General features: G+C 51.9%; 19 protein-coding genes. 9 read left to right on the forward strand and 10 right to left on the reverse strand.

The features are described from left to right. The first annotated feature begins 1 nt into the window (after position 1). Positions 2-1,168, forward strand: coding sequence for a DNA polymerase IV (gene dinB / locus AB7C91_RS04455; RefSeq protein ID WP_332446340.1), 1,167 nt, complete (start codon positions 2-4; stop codon positions 1,166-1,168). Positions 1,169-1,187: 19 nt separating this feature from the next. Here dinB and AB7C91_RS04460 read toward each other — a convergent pair whose 3' ends face one another. From AB7C91_RS04460 to AB7C91_RS04475, 4 genes are all read right to left on the reverse strand, one after another. Beyond that, positions 1,188-2,039, reverse strand: a complete 852-nt coding sequence (locus AB7C91_RS04460; protein ID WP_332446341.1) for a thiamine pyrophosphate-dependent enzyme — start codon at positions 2,037-2,039, stop codon at positions 1,188-1,190. Next, complete coding sequence (locus AB7C91_RS04465; protein WP_332446342.1) at positions 2,036-3,721, reverse strand: 2-oxoacid:acceptor oxidoreductase subunit alpha; 1,686 nt, start codon at positions 3,719-3,721, stop codon at positions 2,036-2,038. Before AB7C91_RS04465 ends, AB7C91_RS04460 begins: the two co-directional genes overlap by 4 nt. Before the next feature lie 186 nt (positions 3,722-3,907). Further along, on the reverse strand, positions 3,908-5,050 hold the full coding sequence (locus AB7C91_RS04470) for an MFS transporter (RefSeq protein ID WP_428589490.1): 1,143 nt from the start codon (positions 5,048-5,050) through the stop codon (positions 3,908-3,910). Position 5,051: 1 nt separating this feature from the next. Beyond that, positions 5,052-5,879, reverse strand: coding sequence for an undecaprenyl-diphosphate phosphatase (locus AB7C91_RS04475; protein ID WP_332446344.1), 828 nt, complete (start codon positions 5,877-5,879; stop codon positions 5,052-5,054). 134 nt (positions 5,880-6,013) lie between these two features. On the opposite strand from AB7C91_RS04475, the gene AB7C91_RS04480 reads away from it, so the two are divergent. From AB7C91_RS04480 to AB7C91_RS04495, 4 genes are read left to right on the forward strand one after another with little or no spacing between them, the layout of a single operon-like run. Then, a complete protein-coding gene (locus AB7C91_RS04480; protein WP_332446345.1) occupies positions 6,014-6,529 on the forward strand; it encodes a tRNA (cytidine(34)-2'-O)-methyltransferase in 516 nt (171 codons plus the stop codon). Further along, positions 6,517-7,320 carry a pyrroline-5-carboxylate reductase gene (gene proC, locus AB7C91_RS04485; RefSeq protein ID WP_332446346.1) on the forward strand — a complete coding sequence of 268 codons (804 nt, stop codon included), beginning with the start codon at positions 6,517-6,519 and terminating at the stop codon, positions 7,318-7,320. Before AB7C91_RS04480 ends, proC begins: the two co-directional genes overlap by 13 nt. Positions 7,321-7,329: 9 nt before the next feature. Beyond that, complete coding sequence (gene serS, locus AB7C91_RS04490) at positions 7,330-8,607, forward strand: serine--tRNA ligase (RefSeq protein WP_332446347.1); 1,278 nt, start codon at positions 7,330-7,332, stop codon at positions 8,605-8,607. A gap of 10 nt (positions 8,608-8,617) precedes the next feature. Further along, the gene (locus AB7C91_RS04495) at positions 8,618-10,069 is read left to right on the forward strand and encodes a nicotinate phosphoribosyltransferase (protein ID WP_332446348.1); all 1,452 of its coding nucleotides are present in this window, start codon (positions 8,618-8,620) and stop codon (positions 10,067-10,069) included. Here the strand turns inward: AB7C91_RS04495 and AB7C91_RS04500 are convergent. The 5 genes from AB7C91_RS04500 to AB7C91_RS04520 are packed head-to-tail and all read right to left on the reverse strand — an operon-like array spanning position 10,066 to position 14,770. Continuing rightward, positions 10,066-10,656, reverse strand: a complete 591-nt coding sequence (locus tag AB7C91_RS04500; protein WP_428589496.1) for a GyrI-like domain-containing protein — start codon at positions 10,654-10,656, stop codon at positions 10,066-10,068. The genes AB7C91_RS04495 and AB7C91_RS04500 overlap by 4 nt on opposite strands. A gap of 11 nt (positions 10,657-10,667) precedes the next feature. After that, positions 10,668-11,414, reverse strand: a complete 747-nt coding sequence (locus tag AB7C91_RS04505) for an N-acetylmuramoyl-L-alanine amidase (protein ID WP_332446350.1) — start codon at positions 11,412-11,414, stop codon at positions 10,668-10,670. Continuing rightward, positions 11,411-12,331, reverse strand: coding sequence for a hypothetical protein (locus AB7C91_RS04510; protein WP_332446351.1), 921 nt, complete (start codon positions 12,329-12,331; stop codon positions 11,411-11,413). The genes AB7C91_RS04505 and AB7C91_RS04510 overlap by 4 nt, the downstream gene beginning before the upstream one ends. Beyond that, on the reverse strand, positions 12,321-13,445 hold the full coding sequence (proB, locus tag AB7C91_RS04515; RefSeq protein ID WP_332446352.1) for a glutamate 5-kinase: 1,125 nt from the start codon (positions 13,443-13,445) through the stop codon (positions 12,321-12,323). Before proB ends, AB7C91_RS04510 begins: the two co-directional genes overlap by 11 nt. Continuing rightward, a complete protein-coding gene (locus AB7C91_RS04520; RefSeq protein ID WP_428589501.1) occupies positions 13,445-14,770 on the reverse strand; it encodes a glutamate-5-semialdehyde dehydrogenase in 1,326 nt (441 codons plus the stop codon). The genes proB and AB7C91_RS04520 overlap by 1 nt, the downstream gene beginning before the upstream one ends. Before the next feature lie 153 nt (positions 14,771-14,923). Here AB7C91_RS04520 and AB7C91_RS04525 point away from each other — a divergent pair, with 153 nt between their 5' ends. Genes AB7C91_RS04525 through AB7C91_RS04535 form a run of 3 tightly spaced genes read left to right on the forward strand, consistent with a single transcriptional unit; the run spans position 14,924 to position 17,795 of the window. Then, on the forward strand, positions 14,924-16,027 hold the full coding sequence (locus AB7C91_RS04525) for an ABC transporter substrate-binding protein (RefSeq protein ID WP_428589504.1): 1,104 nt from the start codon (positions 14,924-14,926) through the stop codon (positions 16,025-16,027). Then, positions 16,024-17,043 carry a FecCD family ABC transporter permease gene (locus AB7C91_RS04530; protein ID WP_428589507.1) on the forward strand — a complete coding sequence of 340 codons (1,020 nt, stop codon included), beginning with the start codon at positions 16,024-16,026 and terminating at the stop codon, positions 17,041-17,043. The genes AB7C91_RS04525 and AB7C91_RS04530 overlap by 4 nt, the downstream gene beginning before the upstream one ends. Further along, positions 17,040-17,795: an ABC transporter ATP-binding protein gene (locus AB7C91_RS04535; RefSeq protein ID WP_332446356.1), complete on the forward strand. Its 756-nt coding sequence runs from the start codon at positions 17,040-17,042 to the stop codon at positions 17,793-17,795. The genes AB7C91_RS04530 and AB7C91_RS04535 overlap by 4 nt, the downstream gene beginning before the upstream one ends. Here the strand turns inward: AB7C91_RS04535 and ade are convergent. Beyond that, on the reverse strand, positions 17,785-19,530 hold the full coding sequence (gene ade, locus AB7C91_RS04540) for an adenine deaminase (protein ID WP_428589510.1): 1,746 nt from the start codon (positions 19,528-19,530) through the stop codon (positions 17,785-17,787). The genes AB7C91_RS04535 and ade overlap by 11 nt on opposite strands. A 301-nt stretch (positions 19,531-19,831) precedes the next feature. Here ade and AB7C91_RS04545 point away from each other — a divergent pair, with 301 nt between their 5' ends. Next, on the forward strand, positions 19,832-21,121 hold the full coding sequence (locus tag AB7C91_RS04545) for an NCS2 family permease (protein ID WP_332446358.1): 1,290 nt from the start codon (positions 19,832-19,834) through the stop codon (positions 21,119-21,121). Positions 21,122-21,144: the final 23 nt, after the last annotated feature.

Below are 21,144 nucleotides of genomic sequence, written 5' to 3' on the forward strand. Positions count from 1 at the left end.
AATGCAACCGGTCATTTTCCATGTCGATATGGATGCATTTTACGCTGCCATCGAGGTACTTGACCACCCTGAATACAAGGGCAAGTGCCTGATCATCGGAGGTCTGAGCAAACGTTCGGTGGTGTCTACCGCCAGTTATGAAGCCCGTACATTCGGGGTACATTCGGCCATGCCGATGACCCAAGCCCTCCGCCTCTGTCCGCATGCCTTGGTAGTGAAACCAAGAATGGAACGTTACAGCCAGATGAGCGGCAAGGTCATGGAAATCCTTCGTCAGTTTTCCAGTGATGTCATGCAGATTTCCATCGATGAAGCCTTCCTGGATATGAGCGGGACCAACCGGTTGTTCGGGCTTCCCCGCCAAGCAGGAGAACGCCTGAAGGCAGAGGTGCATGCACAAACGGGTCTGACGATCAGTGTAGGCATCGGACCTAGCCGTTTCATCGCAAAGATGGCAAGCGACTACGATAAACCGAACGGGCTGTGCAGGGTATCGCCCGGCAAGGAACAGGCCTTCATCGATGCGGTGGGATTGAAAAAACTATGGGGCGTCGGGAAAGTCACCCAAACCATGCTTGCAAAGCATCACATCACCACTACAGAAGAACTCCGGTCTTACAGCGAAACAACCTTGGAAAATCTCTTCGGGCGGAGCATGGGACACTTTCTGTATCTGGCCGGCCGGGGAATCGATCCGGGCATATTCAAGGAAGAGTCCAAGAGCCATTCCATCTCAACTGAAACAACATTCATCGAGGATGTAACGACCAAGGATGTATTGGAGCAAACGCTTTTGGCCATGAGTCACGAGATCATGTTCCGTGCCTTGGAGGAAAAACAGATGGGTCGGACAATAGCTTTGAAACTCCGTTTTCCCGACTTCACCACCACATCCATCCAGATTACCCCGCAGTCGAATCTGTACAGTGCAGAACAAATCTATCATTATGCCCTGCAGATGCTCCAGCAAAAATGGCAGGAAGGAACTCCCTTGCGCTTGATCGGACTCGGTTTGCATCAACTCTACAGCGGGGATCGACCTTTGCAGGAAGAACTGTTCGCCGATCCGTATGAGAAAAAACGGAAGCTGGAGCAGGTGGTGCTCCAGCTTCAGAAACAAGGCAAATCGGTGTGTAAGGCGACAAACCTCAAGTCCGTTGAGGAATGACCACCCTAGGGCAACATCCCTACTGCAGCAACTGCTCTAGATCCGCTGTTGTTCGTGACCGTCGGTACAACGGAGTACGATCTTGCTGATAGAGTGGATGCTGTTCCTCCAAGGTCGGCTTGTGCTCCTTCTTTGCATACAGCACTCCCAACGGGAAGGGGACATCCTCCATAGCCTTGGCCATGGCTGATGCTTTGTCAGTCTTGTCATAGTGCTCATCCAATACATACGTATTCTGTTTGTACCATCCATAGGTGTTGATCTTATTGAACGATACACAGGGATCGAAGATGTCAACAAGTGCATATCCGTTGTACGCTATCGCCTCCTTGATCACCTGCTTGGTCAATTCACTATTTCCCACGAATGTCCTGGCGACAAATGGTGCATCCAGACTCAACGCCACCGCCAAGGGGTTGAAAGGTTCAAGAATCACCCCTTCGGTCTGAATAGGGGTGACGAACCCTTTCCCGCTGGTCGGGGATGCCTGGCCTTGGGTAAGGCCGTACACCATGTTGTTGTGTACCAGATGCACGATATTCGGGTTGCGTCGGATGGTATGGAGGAAGTGGTTCCCCCCTTCGCCGTACATATCTCCGTCACCCCCTTCGGCAATGACCAGCAGTTCCGGATTGGCCAGCTTGACAGCGGTGGCAACCGGAAGTGCGCGACCGTGCAACCCGTTGAAGAATGAAGTGTTCACGTACTGGGGCATCTTGGCCGCCTGACCGATGCCGCTGCTGAACACCAGGTTCTTCGGATCGAGATCCAGCTCCTCCAGGCTTTCCTTGAGCAGCTGCAGCAAGATGAAATTCCCGCAACCGGGACACCAAGCGATATCAGAAGAAAAATCATATCGTGTCTGTTTCATGCGAGTACCTCCGAAAAGGATTCGACCAATTGCTCCACGGCAAAGGGACTACCGTTGTACTGCAGGATGGTCTTGTCAAAGGTGATGCCCGTCTCGCGACGAATGAGCTGGGCGAATTGTGCAGAGGCATTGTTTTCCACAATGACCAAGGTCTTGGCCTTTTCCAGAATCCTTCGGGTCTCCTTCGGTAATGGATAGACCTGGGGAAAGAATGCGAAGGCAAACCCAGGATGGCCGAGTTGCTCGACAGCCTCGGCGATGACCGGATAGGAAGAACCCCAACCGACCACCAATGTGCTGTAATCCTTTGCTCCAACCAGCCTGACCGGGACATCCTGATAGGAAGATACCTTGCGAAGCCGTTTGTCCATCTGTTGGACACGGACCGTTGCACTTTCGGTGATTCTTCCCCCTTCTGTATGCTCATCACTATCCACACACACAAAACCGTCACCATATCCAGGAATTCCTCGGGGCGACAGCCCTGATTCGGTGAGCGCATACCGTTGGTAGTCGGTTTTCGTCTTGATGATATGGTTGTGTACCGTGAACTTGGAGAAATCAAGGGGCGAAAGCAATCCCTCGCTGTCCAAAAAATGTTGATCGGTAAGGACAAAAACCGGAATCTGGAAGGCATCGGCAGTCTCGAAGGCGTGGTAGGTTAGATTTACCCCATCTTCATAGGTACCCGGTGAGAGGATAACCCGGGGGAATTCTCCATGACCGGCATACAGGGCAAGGTTCAAATCCCCTTGCTCGGTACGAGTGGGAAGACCGGTCCCCGGGCCGGGCCGCTGGGCAAGGTGCACCACCACAGGAGTCTCGGTGACCCCGCTGAGACTGATGCCCTCAGTCATCAAGGCAAAACCTCCTCCACTGGTGGTCACCATACTGCGCGATCCTGCATACCATGCACCCAAGGCCATGTTGATGGCTGCAATTTCATCCTCTGCCTGTTCCACCAGCACCCCATGACTGCGTTCATGTTTTGCCAGATATGCCAATACAGTGGTGGCCGGTGACATGGGATACGATGCGACAAAACCCAATCCACCGCTCAAAGCCCCGATGCCGATGGTCTCATATCCCTTGACTGCATGCATCGACAGCACCTGCTTATCCTTTTCCACCACAAAGCGTGTACCGCTTTTCTGCGCCTGCTCAAGTCCCATACGGAAGGATGCTTGATTCTTTTGTACAATCTCCTCCCCTTTCGCGGCGAATTGACCAGCGATCAGGGAAAGGGCGATCGATTCATCACAACCGAAGACCCCGCTGAGAAATCCATTGAAAAAATTATTTGAATAAATTGAATTGCCGAGCTCCTTCATCAGATCCATGACCGGAAGGGCAAGCAACTTGCCCTTGGTCGGTTCACTGGTGATGTAGGCTTCCTCCCCGATGATCAGGGTATGTGCATCGATACGGTCCAACAATCGGCTCAGGCCATTACGACTGAGCACGACCAACAGATCGATCCTGGTAATGAATGCTCCGACCGAACGGTCGGAAATCCGAATTTCGCTGGTATTGTTTCCCCCTCGCACCCGAGACATAAACTCCTTGGCGATGAAGGCATGGTATCCACTCTTTTGTAAAAGGACCATGAACAACGACTCTATCGTCTTCAGTCCTTGCCCGGCTTCTCCGGAAAGTACAACGCTATACGATCGTCCATCCATAGATATACTCCTTATCTGATATGCATAGAGTATACCCGATAATTATGTTTTTGAAAACTATATTGCATCAAATAATCATACTCCTTACTAAATCACTGTTTTTTCATACACCAATCAGCAGGCTTTGCAACCTGGCACCAGCCACTGTCCCTGCTGTCCTGCTACAGCAGGGTAAGAGAGGGAAATCTAGGTATTAAGAAATCGCTTGATCAGCTGAATCGAGAGAAACAGCAAGAACAGGATGAAGACCTGCAGAGCAGGCATCCAAGCAAGACCAAGCACCAAGGCAAGCAGGCCGAAGAGGGGTGGAGTCACCGTACTGCCCACATAGGCGGCGGCCATCTCTAAACCGATGATCCTCTGGCTCTGCTCCACACCGAACCGTCGGGGTGTCTCATGGATCATGCTCGGGAAAACAGGGGCGCAGCCGAGACCGAGCAACAGGAGTGAGAATCCGCTGGTTTGCAGGGAAGAGAAAAAGAGAAGCATGATCCCGACCAGGCAAACGAGTAACCCGCCCTTGATCAATGCAGTATTGGAAAGGCGAAACGATACAAACCCGCTGAGCATCCTGCCTGAGGTGATGCCCAAAAAGAACAAGGAACCATAGAATGCAGCTTCAGTGGCATCGAGGGCTTTGACCTCCACCAAGTAACTGACCGCCCAAAGTCCGGTCGATACTTCCAATGCACAATAGAGGAAGAAGCCAAGCATAGCGAGGGCAAGAGCACTTTGTTTCACCGGTTCTTGTTCTGGTTCTGAAGCATGTCCGACAAGATCGGGCTTGTGCGGGGCTTCCCATCGCCGAATTGAGAGTAGCAGAACAACCACCAGGATCAGCTGAAAACCTCCCAACAACCGATATCCGAAACGATAGCTGTACTGCAAGCTGAGCACCATTCCCATGACCAACGGACCGGTACTTGCCCCAAGTCCCCAGAAGGAGTGCAGCCAATTCATATGTCGGGCTTGATAATGCAATGCCACATAGTTGTTCAAAGCTGCATCGACTGAGCCTGCTCCGAGCCCGAGAGGGACAGCCCAAAGCAACAATACAGGCAGATTCGGGGCGAAGGAAAATCCCAACAGGGCAAGAGCGGTCAGGAACACGCTGACCAACGTGACTTTGCCGGTTCCATAGCGGTAGATCAGGCGGTAACTGTTCAAAGCTGAAACAACCGTGCCGACCGAAACCACTGCTCCGATGAAGCCCGCACTGTACAATGGCAGACCGAGATCCTGGCGCATAACCGGCCAGATACTCCCCAACACCCCGTCAGGCAGCCCAAGGCTGATGAAAGCCAGATAAATGATCAGAAGCAGCGGCATCTCAGACTCCCGCACCCAGGAAATAGAACGTCACCAAAAGAGCAAGCAACACCCGGTAGATGCCGAACACGGAAAAATCATGCTTACGCACGTAAGCGACCAACGCCTTGATGCACACCAAAGAGACGAGGAACGAACTGACAAAACCGACGAATAAGATTGCGTACTCCTCGGCAGAATAGGAGAATCCGAGTTTAAGCAATTTCAACAAGGAGGCTCCGGCCATGACGGGAATTGCCATGAAAAAGGAGAACTGCGCCGCCACCTGACGTTCCATGCCGATGAGGATGCCTCCCAGAATGGTGGAGCCCGATCGGCTGGTTCCCGGCACCAAGGCAAGCATCTGGAAACATCCGAGCAACATTGCATCGGTATAGGTGACCGATTCAAGGGTTTTCACCCGCTTTTGCCGTTTGGCCCAAGAGCCTTTCTCCAGAATGATGTACAGCACCCCGTAGACAAACAAAGAAGCGGCAATGACCTGCCAGCGATGGAGCTTCTCTTCAACGAATGAGTCGAACAATATCCCGATCACACCGGCAGGAATGGTGGCAATGAGCACCTTGAGCCACAACACGTAGGTTTGTGTACGCTCCTGCACTCCTTTCTTGGGGGAGAAAGGGTTGAGGGTGGAAAAATACAGGATGATTACCGCAAGAATCGAGGCCAGTTGGATGATGACCATGAACAATTCCTTGGCTTGGGCGCCCAGACCCAGGTGCAAAAACTCATCCAACAACAACAGGTGCCCGGTCGAACTGATCGGCAGCCATTCGGTGATTCCCTGCACTACTCCCAATACCAATGATTTTACCAGTTCCCAAGCCATACACTCCTCCCTGTCGGTGCAAGTCTAGAATAAAGCGACCGCCATTACAAGCTTGGTTAATTCAATCACCATCACCTGCTGTCTCTTGTACTGATTTCCTCCAAGTGGTAGATTTGCCCGTAGGGGGATGTTCCATGGCTTTACATATCGTACTGTTCGAACCAGAAATTCCACAGAATACCGGCAACATCGCCCGTACCTGTGCCGCAGTGGGAGCGACACTGCATCTGGTGCATCCCTTGGGCTTCAGTCTCCAGGAAAAATACCTGAGACGGGCGGGATTGGATTATTGGCCGCTGCTTACCTTGGTGGAATATCCCAATGTTGAAGCATTCTTCGCTGAACACCACGATAAGAATCTTTATTTTTTCACTACCAAGGCACCTCGAACATACACTCAGCTCCACTATCCGCAGGAGACCTATCTCATCTTCGGCAAGGAAAGTGCGGGAATTGCCGAGGAAATCCTGGTACGGTATCCGAACCAATGCGTACGCATACCCATGCGCAGTGAAGCCAGAAGCCTGAACCTTTCCAACAGCGTGGCAGTCGCCGCGTACGAATACCTCAGACAGACCGAGTTCCCCGGCCTCAGCGGTACGGGAAATCTGCATCATCTGCACTGGGAGGAGCAAGCATGCAACAATTAGGAATCATCGGATGTGGGAATATGGGGGGCGCAATAGCCAAAAGCCTCGGCCGTGATGTCTTGGTCTATGACAGTGACCAGGCAAAGGCGCAAGCCTTCGCAAAAGAAGCCGGTCTGGTCGCAGTCGCTTCGTTGAAGGAGTTGTTTTCGCAATCATCCTGTTTGCTGCTCGCCGTAAAACCACAGATCCTTCCGTCCTTGTATCCTGAACTCAGAGCTCTTGGCAGTGATCAGAAGGCTTGGATATCCATCGCAGCAGGAGTACCACTCATGGTTTTGCATGAAGAACTCGGAACCGATGAAGTGGTACGATTCATGCCGAATATCGCAGCACAGATGCGCAGCGCGGTGACTGCAATCGCTCCCCTTGCGGGGTGCTCGGATGCCCACATCCAGTATGCCAAATCTGTTGCCGAGGCCTTCGGCAGTGCATTCTTGCTTCCCGAGAGCCAGTTCGCCGCATTCATCGGCATCAGCGGATCGGCCATTGCCTACGTATTGCAATTCTTCCATGCACTGGCTATGGGCGGTGTCGTACAAGGCATTGCATATCCACAGGCCCTGCAGATAGCCATAGACACGGCTGCCAGTGCCGTCGCCTTGGCGAAACACACGCAGAAGAATCCGGTGGAATTGGCTACCATGGTCTGTTCGGCGGGAGGAACGACCATCGAAGGCATGCAGGCTTTGGCCGAAGGCGGCTTTGATGCCACCGTCATGCAGGCTGTTCAGGCAGCCAGTGAAAAATCCCGTTTTCTGGAACAACACGCCCAAACCAATCCCAAGCAATGAGGAACCATCATGATAGATTTAAAAGAACTGAAAACCAGACGAGATGAGATCGCACAGAACATTCGAGTACGAAACATGCAGGTTGACATCGATGCGATCATCGACTTGCAGGAACGCCGCTCGCAATTGATGCAGGAAGCGGAGAATCTTCGGGCCAAGCGCAATGAAAACGCACAAAAAATGAAGGGAAAGCTGGATGCGGATATACGCGCCGCCTTGATTGCAGAAGGGAAGAACGTGAAGGAGACCATCGCCGCCGTGGAAGCGCAGCTGCAATCGGTTGAATCGGATTTCCAGATGCAAGCCAGGACCATTCCCAACTACGCACATCCACTGGCTCCCGTGGGGAAGGAAGATAAGGACAACACCGCCATCAAGTTTGTCGGAACCGTCCCGCAATTTTCGTTCAAGCCGCTCGATCATGTACAACTTGCCGAAAAGCTCGACCTCATTGACTTTGACACGGCTACCCGGGTCAGCGGACCCAAGTTCTATTACCTGAAGCGCGAGGCGGTCATTCTGCAAATGGCCTTGGAACGCTATGCGATGGATATCGTTATGAAAAAGGGATTCACCCCGTTCATCACGCCGGATATCGCCAAGGAAGAGATCCTTGCGGGGATCGGTTTCAATCCCCGGGGCGAGGAAAGCAACATCTACACCATTGAGGGGACCGACTCCTGTCTGGTGGGAACAGCTGAGATCACCTTGGGCGGATACTATGCGAACCAAATCCTTGAAATGGACCAACTACCGATCAAAATGGCAGGACTCTCCCACTGCTTCCGACGCGAAGCCGGTGGTGCCGGTCAGTATTCGAAGGGGTTGTACCGGGTGCATCAGTTCTCCAAACTGGAAATGTTCATCTATTGCCTTCCCGAACAGTCCGATGCATACCACCAACTCCTGCTTGAGATAGAAGAGGAGATTTTCGGTGGTCTCGGCCTTGCCTACCGGATCGTCGATACCTGCACCGGAGATCTCGGAGCCCCCGCATATCGAAAGTTCGACATCGAGGCATGGATGCCAGGCCGTGGAGACAACGGAGAATACGGGGAGGTGACCTCCACGAGCAACTGCACCGATTACCAGGCTCGTTCTCTTTCCATCCGATACAAGGATGCCGAAGGCAAAAACCAGTTCGTTCATATGCTCAATGGAACCGCCATTGCACTGAGCAGGGCCATGGTCGCCATATTGGAGAACTTCCAGACTGAGGATGGATCGATTCGCATCCCTGATGCGTTGGTCCCCTACACCGGGTTCTCCAAGATATCCCGTTCATAAGGAAGGAAACATGCATACAAGCGCCCTGATCACCGATTTTTATGAATTGACCATGATGCAAGGATACTTCGAACAGAAGCATAATCCGCAAGTAGTGTTCGACATGTTCTACCGTACCAATCCGTTTGAAGGGGGATATGTCATTTTTGCCGGTTTGCATGATTTGATCGACAAGTTGCAATCATTGTGCTTCAGTGATGACGATATCGAGTATCTGGGCAGTTTGGGTACCTTTTCTTCAGAATTCCTGGCCTATTTGCGGGAATATCACTTCGGTGGCGATGTCTATGCGATGGATGAAGGCCAGGTTGTATTCCCCGGCGAACCGCTTCTGAGGATCCAAACCGACCTCATTGAGGCACAACTGATCGAAGGCCTTCTTTTGAACACCCTGAATTTTCAGAGTCTGATCGCGACCAAGGCTTCCCGCATGTCCTTGGCCTGTAGTCGCGGCAACCTGATGGAATTCGGATTGCGTCGTGCCCAAGGGGAGGATGGTGCTCTCTCGGCAAGCCGCGCAGCTTTCATCGGCGGCTGCCAAGTGACCAGCAACACCCTTGCGGGAAAAGCGTTCAACATCCCGGTAGCCGGCACCATGGCACACTCCTGGATCATGAGCTTTGACAGTGAACTCCAATCTTTCCGGGTATATGCACAACTGTACCCTGACAATACGGTGCTGTTGATCGACACCTATGATACGTTGGGGTCAGGAATCGACAACGCCATCATCGTAGGCTTGGAACAGAAAAAGAAAGGCAAGAAAATCGGGGTCCGCATCGACAGCGGAGACCTTTCCTATTTGCCTCGGGTCATCAGAAAGAAGCTCGATGATGCCGGACTTACGGATGCAACCATCGTGGTATCCAACGACTTGACCGAGGAAATCGTACAGACTCTTGTGCATGATGAGGTTCCGATCGACAGTTGGGGCATCGGCACCCATTTGGTCACCGGTGGAAGCCAAGCATCCCTCAACGGAGTGTACAAGCTGGCGGCAAAGGAAGGCAAAGAGGGACAGATCATTCCCACGATGAAGATTTCCAACAGCTTTGAGAAAACTACGAATCCCGGTATCAAACAAGTCTATCGCTTCTTTGACGGAGATGGTGGGGCATTAGCTGATCTTATTACCTTGGATTCCGAACAAATCGTTTCTGGTAAAAAATATACATTTTATCACCCCTTTGCTGAAGCTGACTTCTTCGAGATGCAGAGCGATCGCTACCATCGGTGTGAACCACTGTTGAGCCAGAAAATGGCCAACGGGAAGCGCATCGGAGACAAACCAAGTGTCCAGGAAATCCAAGATCTTGCCCGTAAGAACCTTGCCTTGTTCCATACGAGTTATCTCCGCCAAATCAACCCGCATATCTACAAGGTCAGTCTTTCGGCAAAACTCAAGAAATTGAAGATGGACCTGCTGGTTGCGCAACGAAGGAAGGCAAAGGAAGAGCTTTAGCGCACGGTAAACCGCAGAATGGTCTTCAGCAACTGTTCATCCCCTTGTCTTGGATGATCGAGATATATCTCCCGATGGGAAGCGCTGGTACGCGTGAGGTTCTGTTGTCGGCAAAATGCCTCCATCTTCTCAAAGCTCTGGTTCTCGGTCTCATAGGAGCCCAAGTGCAGAAGCGTAACGCATAACCCGTCGACAAGGGAACAGAGCCTGACGTTTTCCGTGGGAACCCCTTTTCTGAAGGCCACTTCGTCCCGAACCAGGGAAAATATTTGTGCATCAACCCAATCGGGCTGTGCTATCATGGCCGACCACTGCCATGTCCTCCGGTTTTCCACTTCCACCGCTGTCCATACACATTCCAAGGGAGCGACCACAAACGGTTTGTACCGATGCTGCTGACCAAATTCCTCCCGCAGACCATCGCTGATGGAAAACAGGATATCGACAGCTTGGGTATAGGCATCCTCTTCCGGATCCCCTTCTCCATCCAAAACGATGTAGTTCAGTGAAGGGACCTCCACCACTGAAGGTTCTGTTTTCGGCTGATACAGATGCTTGTACACCGACCGCAGGTCATATTGCTGCATAGAAACCTCCTTCAGAGACATTTCTCGATTGCAAGCGACAACGCTTGGGCGAGATGCTGTCTAAATTGGGGTGAACTCAGGTTTCGGGCATCCTCCTCGTTGGTGATGAACCCGACTTCCACCAACACCGAGGGCATGCGGCTTGCATTCAAAACATACAGATCCCGTTCCTTGACGCCTCGGTTGGCTGTGGTGATCAGCTGCTCGGAAAGTGTTTGGGCGAAGGTCGAGGCAACAATCAGATTGCGATGATTCAACATACGGTTGAGTCCAGTCAGGGAACTCGAGGAGAAGAGCACAAGATTTTCAAGCGGCGTCTGATCATCCAACAAAACCACGCGCTTTTCTTGGCGCTTGGTAAGAATCTCGAACCCCTTTGCATCGGGACTTTGGGCGCTATTGACATGTATGGAAACAAACAGGGAGCTTTGCAGGCTTTTCAAGGGGGTCGTGTAGGCGATGCTGCAACGCTGATCCAAACTCACATACGTATCATCGGCACGGGTCTGTACAATATTCAGCTCTGGGTGCGATACTGAAAGCAACGCAGCAAGGCGCCGCGTAATGTCAAGATTCAGATCACGCTCATAGATGGTGCCGCCGGTGAAGCTCCATGCATAGGATGCGCCCGGGTCATGGCCACCATGACCGGCATCCAGGATCACCGTCCCCACTGGATAGGAGAAGGGGTCTGTTGCCGCAGCCAATCCACATGCCAGAAATCCAAGCAGCAGGCAGACGGAGAAGAGTCTTTTCATGCGTTCTCCTTCGGCCATCGTTCACAAAGTTGATGAAAATCCAGCTTCTGAAGCCAAAGCATCCGCTTCTTGACTTCGGTTTGGTAGACTTCGTTATCTGTATATCCCTTGTATTTCCGGGCAATGTTTTTCCCGTTCACCTGCTGTACCGACAGGGCTTTGGTATAGCAACGCTCGAACCCTTGCGCTTCACTTCGGTCTTCGATCACACTCTCCCGGTCGGGGAACTGAAGCAGAAGTGAATTGCTGATCTCCACGGTGTACCCCAGCAGGTGGCAGCGGATGCCGAAATCAAGGGCTTGCCAATATTCACTATGGATGTTTTCATCGAATCCGCGCAGCCGTTGGAAAAGTGCACGATCATACAAGGCAAGACACATAACCGGATATAAGGTGGGAAGACTTTCATTCGCTTCCAAACGAGGGAAATCAGCATCCGGATCCAGATTTCGGTCCACCAGACGCGGTATGCGGCAGCAGGGAACTATTTCCCGGTATGCATTGGCAAGGGTGGCGCAGATTGCAGATGGATGATCACTTTCGGCCATGGCGGAAAAGAGCTGTTGCCCATCGAAGGTCACCAACAACGTGTCACTACGCACGATGAGAAAAAGATTGGTCCTGCATTCATTGGCTACCGCATTGATCTTTTCCCCGGTGAAGGTATGGGTGGTGAAGACCAAGAACGTGACATCCTTGTATCGTTCCTGCATATGGGGAATATCAAATCGCCCCTCCTGGGTCACCACATGCAGGCTGTAGTTCATAGAGAGGACATACCAGTCAAGCGCTTCTGTCAATTGCTCAGGCGTACCGCTGTCAAGCAAACCCACGGCAAGCTGCTCGGTGTTGTGCAACCGAGTGATACGCGAGCCGATTTCCTGCTTTCTGCGGTAAATCCGATAGTTATTCAACATCGTCGAGCAACACCAAATCCTCTGGACGGAAAATTACGCCCTTATGCCCTTCGCCAAGGATTGCCTCGATATCCTTGCTGCTGTGCCCTGCAACCGACGCAATGTCGGTGCTGTTGTAATAGGGCACCGCCTTGGCGAACGGTTTGCCATCGGTAGTACAAACCTGGATGACATCACCCGAACCGAATACCCCGTGTACCCGGACTACACCCTTCGGCAAAAGACTTTTTTTCGCAAGCAGTGCCTGCTTGGCCCCTTCATCGACCTCGATCCATCCAAGATGGGAGTTGTTCATGATCCAACGCTCGCGCTGGCTCAACCGAGTATCCGGATGGATGTAGGTACCCAATGGTTCTCCACCCAACAGCCGAAGCAGTGCATTCTCTTCATACCCGCTGGCGATGATCGTTCCGCATCCAGCCAAGGAAGCAATCTTTGCAGCCAGCAGCTTCGTCTTCATCCCGCCGGTGGAATAGGTGGAACCGGCTCCTCCGGCATAGGAAAGAATGGTGTCGTCGATCCTTTCGATATCACTGAGCAACTGCGCCTGATTGTCTTTTTTGGGATCAGCGGTATACAGGCCGGGAATATCGGTAAGAATGATCAAAAGATCGGCATCAATCTTACTGGCAACCATTGCGCTCATCCGGTCATTGTCCCCGAATGCAGAGCCGATTTCAGCCGTGCTGACCACATCGTTCTCGTTGAAGATGGGCACCACTCCGAGCTCAAGCAGAGTGAATACGCTGTTGCGCAGATTCACATAGGTACGTCGGTTGTTGAAGTCTTTGCGGGTGAGCAGGATCTGGGAACACACCAGCTCATGCTTTTTGCATGCCTTGCGGTAGCTGGACATCAGCAGGGGTTGGCCGATTGACGCACAGGCCTGACGCATGGCGACCTGTTTAACCGGACCTGAAAGATGAAGTTCCTTCGCCCCCATGCCGATGGCTCCGGAGGTCACCAAAAGCACTTGGTAGCCCTGTGCAACCAACGCTGCCATCTGTGTAACGATCGAATCGATGCAGGACTCATCAATCCCATCCTTGGTTGAGAGCAGGTTTGTTCCAACTTTCAACACGATGCGGGAAACTGAGGAAAGATCACGACTCATTACCGTACTCCCGACACCAAGGAAGGCCCCTCTAGCGAAAGGTCCTCATGAAAAAAGGACTGTGCATTGCCTCCACTGTAGGTTGCAACCACCTGACCCGAACCTTGGACCAGATACTTGGTGCTCATCAAGCCTTCCAAGCCGACCGGTCCGCGAGCATGAATTTTCGCCGTACTGATACCGACTTCCGCACCCAAACCGAATCTGAACCCGTCGGCAAACCGAGTGGAGCAGTTTGCAAAGACATCCGCAGAATCGACCAATGCATAAAAGCGCTTGATCGCATCCTGATTCTCGCTGACGATGGCATCGGTATGGTGAGAACCGTAGGTCTCGATGTGATCAATCGCAACCATGAGAGAATCAACCACCCTGATATTGATCTCCAGAGCTAGATATTCCATCCGCCAGTCCCCTTCCTGATAGGGTATGCAATCGATCAATGCGGCGGTACGGGCATCCCCATGCATCACCACCTTCGCTTGTTTGAATCGTTCAGCCATTCGGGGAATGAATAGGGCGGCCACATCCGCATGGACGAGCAAGGTCTCCACCGCATTGCACGCTGCAGGATACTGGGTCTTCGCATCGTATGCGATCTCTACGGCTTTGATGAGATCGGCATCCTTGTCCACATACACATGACAGATGCCGTCGGCATGCCCGAGTACGGGAATCGAGGTATGCTCCATGACATACCGTACGAATTGGTTGGACCCACGGGGAATCAACAAATCGATGTCCTCTTCCATCCCAAGCATCTGATCAACATCGCCATGACTTTCCAACAAAAGCAACCACTCATCCCCGAGCGGTGATGCCGCACACTGTTTCTTGATGCATTGCACCAACGCAGTATTGGTTCTGAACGCCTCACGACCACCTTTGAGAATGATGCCATTCCCACTTTTCAGGCACAAAGAAACAATCTGCACCAAGGCATCCGGACGCGCCTCGAAGATCATGCCGATCACCCCGATGGGAAAACTGACCTGTTCCAACAGCAAACCGTCATCAAGCAGGCGGCGCTGGCGAACCTTTCCGATGGGATCAGGCAGAGCAGCTACTTGGCGCAAGCCGAGCGCGGTGGCTTCCAATTTATCCTCGTTGAAGATCAGGCGCTTGACCAGCGCCGGTTTCTGTCCGGCTTCCTCAGAAATTCGGACATCCTCATCATTTGCCGCCTTGATCCGGGGGAATGCCTCACGCAACCCTGTTTCGATGGCGATCAGCAGGGAGTTCCTTTCTTCTGCAGTACTTGCAGAAAGATGCTTGGCGCTTTGGCGCAATGCGCGAATCTTTTGCTGTAGAGTCTCTTTCTCCATAGGTGCAATCCTTTTTTGCGATTACCCTAACAGTAAACTGAATGCAAGAAGGTATCAAGGGAGAAAGCAAAGCAAGTCAGGAGCAAATGCGATTGCATTTACAAATGTATAATGGTAAAATGCAACCAATCGCAACAGCAAGGAGCCATATCCATGAAATTACGTACGTTCTTGTGCCTTCTTTTGGTATTCCCTTCCCTTCTCTTCGCACAGGCGAATGCCGAGCAGACAATGAACCAAGGTGCTTATTACCAAGCGACCGATGCAAACAACAGGACGCTCAAACTGCCCCAAAAACCGGAACATATCTTGATCGCAGGCAAGGCGGCCATCATGCCGGCCAATGCATTGTTCCTGTTCCCTGAATCCCAGACCATGACCATCGAGTCGGCCAAGACCGACCAAGGGTTGGGCGATTTTTTCTCTTTCCTCAGACCGGATCTCGACCAAAAGCCTAGGCTTGCACAGAATGCAAGTGTCGAAGAGTTGGCAACGAAGAACAGCGATGTCATCCTGACCAAAACATCCAACTACGAGGCATTGTGCAAAAAACTTGACCAGTTGGGCATTCCCAACTATACGATGAATCTCGAAACCTATGGTCAATGGATGCACGAAATCAATGAACTGGGAAAACTTTTGAAGAATACTGCGAGAGCCAAGCAGATACTCGCCCTGTATGACCAGCGTATGCAAAAACTCACCGACACCGTCAAAGCAATACCGAAAGACCAACAAAAACGTGTGCTCATCCTGCAGGCAGATCGTACCGACAACACCTATGCGTACAAAATCGCCCCGGATTCCTGGATGCAGACCTGGATGGTACAAACCATCAACGCCATACCGGTATGGGAAGGGGCCAACACGGCCGCCAACGGATGGTCGACGGTCAGTTTCGAACAAATCGCGGCATGGGATCCCGATATTATCATCCTGGTCAACTATCGTATCGGCTCCGACCAGTATCTGAAGGCCGTCTATGATGCAAAACCCTGGGCGCAGTTGAAGGCGGTGAAAAACCATCAAGTACTGGCCAGCCCCTCGGACATGATGAACTACATCCAACCGGTTGCCTCCTGGATACTCGGACTCCAATGGATGGCCAAGACTGTCTACCCTGATCAGTTTGCCAACATGGATATGGCATCTGAGGTTGCTTCCTTCTATCGGGATTTCTACGGGATCAAAGATGAACAGAAGCTGCAGACCCTCGTCGATGCTTACCAAAAGAGCATCGCTGAAAACCAAGTATGAACGCTTCCCAATCCTATATCCTGATCCAACACAAAAGAGCTTGGCTGCTTACGTTGCTTAGCTTGGCCACGTTGTTGTTCGCCTTCCTCTTCCTATTCGCCGGCCGGTACCCTACCGCCGGCTTTTCCATTCCCTCCGATTGGTTGAAAAACCAGATGACCAGGTCCATCATCCTCAACATACGGCTACCTCGTATCCTGCTCGCCTTGCTTGCCGGTGCCATGCTCAGTGCCAGCGGTTTCACCTTCCAGATGCTCTTCTCCAACCCCTTGGTGGAACCAGGATTTTTGGGAGTAAGCCAAGGGGCGGCATTCGGAGCCGCCCTGATGATCGTATTGGGTTTTTCCAAGGGGGCGATGATACAGGCCAGTGCCACCGTGTTCGGATTGCTCGCGCTTCTCTCTTCCTATGAGTTGGCCAAACGATTTCATTTCGGCGGTTGGCTTCTCAGACTGGTCCTCAGCGGGATTGCAGTCTCCGCAATTTTTGCAAGCGCGCTGGGGGTGGTAAAGTTGGTGGCTGAACCTACCAAGGATCTGCAGGACATCACCTTCTGGATGATGGGTGGTCTGTGGAATGCCTCATGGAATCAAATTTTTTCCGTCCTCGGATTGGTCATCCTCTGTCTGGTGATTCTGTATGGATTCCGTTGGAGGATGAATCTGCTTTCCCTGCAGGAGAAAACCGCCTTTTCCGTCGGCCTCAATCCAAAACGGGACCGCATCATCCTACTGTGTGTGGCCACAATCGGAACCACTCTCACCATTTCCATCACCGGCCTGATCGGTTGGGTCGGCTTGATCACCCCCCATCTGGGCCGTAAACTCTTCGGATCGGACAGCTCGTTCAGTCTTCCCGGTTCCATGGTCCTGGGTTCTTGCTTCCTGCTGTTCTGCGATACGCTGGGAAGGACTGTGCTTCCCACCGAAATCCCGATCGGACTGTTGACGAGTTTCTTGGGATCGATCATGTTCATCATCATCCTCAGTCTCAAACATCAAGAAGGCAAAGCATGAACGCCTTATCCATCAAGAACCTCACCTATACCTACCCAGGCGGAAACCGTGCCCTCTGCGATATCAGTCTGGATATTGCACAAGGGCAGAGCGTTGCCATCCTTGGGGCGAACGGAGCAGGGAAATCGACTTTACTCGACATCCTGCTGGGGTGGAAGACTGATGACTCAGTCTTGCTCTTCGACAAGAAACTCAGTGATTATGGAAGGAAGGAACTAGGCAGAACCCTGGCTTTGGTTCCCCAGAGCGAACCATCCAATTTTTCCTTCACCCTGCTGGACTACGTCCTGTTCGGGCGGAGCCCTTATCTTTCGGAATTGGGGACCCCATCCCCGGCGGATGCACAGATCGCCTATCAGGCGCTTTGCGAAGTAGGGCTGGAGCACTATCAAGACAGAAGCATCACCAATCTGTCCGGAGGAGAACACCAATTGCTGCTGCTTGCCCGCGCCATCGCCCAACAGAGCAGCCTGTTGTTGCTCGACGAGCCTACCAGCGCATTGGACCCAGCAAACAGAATACGTGTCCTCTCAATTCTCAGAGGCCTGCACGCGCAAGGCAGAACGCTGATGTTCACCACACACGATGCCAATCTTGCCTATGCCTTGGCTACCCATGTCGCCATGCTCAAGAAGGGATCGCTTTTGTGCTTCGGCCCAAAAGAAGAGGTGGTCACCACCGAAATGCTGACCACCTTGTATGATACATCGCTGGAAGTGTGCCAGCTTGGAGAGAAAACATTTATCTATTGAGCTCCAGGGGAACGAACGAGAATTTGGTCACATCAAACAATCCCATATCGGTCAATTTATAGACTGGGATCACCGGAAGCGACATGAAACACAAGGTCATGAACGGATCGACCGAATCGGAAATATGCAACTCCTTCGTCGCGATGGCATGCAGGGACTCAAGCGTATCGGCAATCGTTTTTCCGTTTGCATAGCTCATCAAACCGGCAACCGGTTGTTCGAAGGAAGAGAGGACCACCCCCTGCTTGACAATGGACATCCCTCCGCCCAGCCTGATGAGTTCTTCAACGGCAAGCGCCATATCACCATCATTATCCCCACAGACGATGATGTTGTGTGAGTCATGGGCAACCGAAGTGGCAAGTGCACCCCCCTGCAGATCATAGCCGCGAAGCAACGCTACGGCGACATTTCCCGTCCCTTTATGCCGCTCCACTACGGCGAGTTTGACGATATCCTGCTGCGGATCATGGACCCAAAGCCCATCCTCGAGTTTGACGGTTGCTTCCCCGGCACCGGTCACCACCCCACCGGGGATGATGTCGATGACCCGTACATGCGTATCACCGAGAGCCAGCTTCAATCGATCTGCGGAAAAATTCTTAACATCCATTCTTCCGGTGACCCTTCCATCGACTGCGCTGCTATTCGGCTTAAGCATGTTCTGGTCCCGGGCAACAAGTTTTCCAGCAACATACACCTGATGCATGGTGAAATCCTGAAGATTGTCACACAGCGAGAAATCCGCCCGAAGCCCGGGGGCTATGGCCCCACGATCGGTCAGATGATAACAGTCACAGCTATTGATCGTAGCCATGCAGAGCGCCTCGATGACATCGAGACCCGCCCCAACGGCAAGTCGTACATTGTTGTTGATATGCCCTTCGGCAAGGATACTCATCGGTTGGCGGTCATCGGTACAGAAGATGCACCGCCTGCTGTTCTGAGGGGTGACGCCTCCGAGGAGATTCAATACATTATGACAGGCCGATCCTTGGCGGAGCATGACATACATGCCTCTTCTGATCCGCTCATGCAACTCCATACCATTCTCACATTCATGATCGGTATGGATCGAGCAGGCACTATACGCATCCAGATCGGCATCACTGATTGCCGGGCTATGGCCATCGATGATCTTGCCGGCTTTTCTCGCTTCCATGATTTTGTCCAGTACCAACGAAGAACCGGCGATGACGCCCGGATAATCCATCATCTCCCCCAAGCCAAGGATGCGTTCCTCCTGCAACGGTTGAATCAGATCATCTGGACCGATGACTGCCCCACTGTGTTCAAACGTGGTGGCCGGAACACAGGAGGGAACAACAAAAAAAGCTTGCAAGGCGGTATCCTTGGAGGCATCCAGCATATAGGACAGGCCATCCAATCCACAGACATTGCAGATTTCATGCGGGTCTGCAATAACGGTGGTGGTTCCGCAGGGAACGACCAGATTTGAGAATTCCTGGGGTGTGGCATGACTCGACTCGATATGCACATGGCTGTCAATGAATCCGGGGACAAGATACCTTCCGCCGGCGTCCACGATTTGTTCGGCTTCGCCGCTTCCACTCGGGGCGAACCCGGTGAAACAACCCTCGCTGACCAGCACATCCGCGTCGAACCATTCCTTGTTATATACATCCAAAACATGAGCATTGGTGATGCACAGCTGAGCTCTCTTCCGCCTTGCAGCGGTATCTACAATACTTCCCAGCATCTCTTTGGTTACCATGCGCACTCCTTTTAGCAACAAACTGCAACGTATTTGTAGTAGTGTACCACCTCACCACGATTCTTCAAGAGAAAACTTCGTATCCATTACTGGGATAATTATCGTATTTTTTAATACTTTGTATCAATAGTAAAATTTTACATTTTTAACTTTAGAGCAATAATCTCCAATATTATTTATCCACTTTATCGAAAATGTACCCCATAATTTGGTTATATAACAAATCTGACGATTTTTCTGTACGAACTGCAAACCATGCGCTAAAATGTTACTATTCAAATCATCTGCAAGGAGTGCATCGATGGAAAAGTTTTTCAAGCTCAAAGAACGAAAAACAAACGTCAAGACTGAGATCATGGCAGGTTTAACCACCTTCCTTACCATGGCCTACATTCTTGCCGTCAACCCCGGCATCCTTTCCAACGCTGGAATGGATTTCTCAAAGGTATTTGCAGCAACTGCAATTGCCTCTGCAATCGCAACCTTGGTTATGTCCCTGTTGGCTAACCTCCCGTTCGCTCTCGCCCCCGGTATGGGACTGAACGCCTTCTTGGCTTTCACCGTCGTCCTCGGCATGGGGTACAAATGGGAGTTCGCACTGACCGCCGTTTTCGTTGAAGGTATCATCTTCCTGATCCTGACGGCTGTGAACATCCGCGAAGCCATTGTCAACAGCATTCCGGCAAACATCAAGAAAGCAATAGGCGTTGGTATCGGTCTGTTCATTGCCTTCATCGGCATGCAGAACGCCGGCATCATCACCAACAATGATGCAACCCTCGTCGGGCTGTCCGCCGATTGGTTCAAGGGAGCTCCCGGTCTTGCCATGCTCGGTTTGTTGATCACCGGTGTCCTGTTGGCATACAAAGTCAACGGCGCGCTTCTGATCGGTATCATCATCACCACGATCATCGGCATTCCGTTCGGCCTGACCAAATATGCCGGCGGTTCCTTCGTTCCTCCAACCCCATACTTCTTCCCGTTCGATTTCTCCGGAATCCTGAGCATTGATTTCGTCATTATCATGTTTACCTTCTTGTTTGTTGATATGTTCGACACAGTCGGAACCTTGATCGGATGCACCACCAAGGCCGGCATGATCGCAAAAGACGGATCAATCCCCAACTGTAAGGAAGCTCTGTTTGCTGACGCAGTCGGTACCACCGTGGGTGCTGTCCTGGGAACCTCCACCGTCACTACCTTCGTGGAATCCTCTGCCGGTGTCGTGGAGGGTGGACGCACCGGTCTGACTTCTCTGGTTGTCGCCATTCTCTTCCTCCTTTCGCTGTTCCTCGAACCGTTGTTCGGTTCCATCCCCAGTGCAGCAACCGCTCCGGCTCTGATCATCGTCGGCGTCATGATGATGACCCCGGTCACCGAAATCGAATGGACCGAAATGACCGAAGCCATCCCGGCATTCCTTACCATCATCTTCATGATCGTTGCCTACAGCATCGCCGATGGTATCATGTTCGGTATCATCTCCTTTGTGTTGATCAAGCTCTTTACCAAGAAGACCAAAGAGATTTCCAAGATGACCTGGGTTGTTTTCGCCCTGTTCGTCCTGAAGATTCTGTTCAGCGCAATCTGACGTTACTTCACCTTGCCTATGCT

This window comes from Sphaerochaeta sp., assembly GCF_050256055.1.
In the GTDB taxonomy this organism is placed as follows: Bacteria; Spirochaetota; Spirochaetia; order Sphaerochaetales; family Sphaerochaetaceae; genus Sphaerochaeta.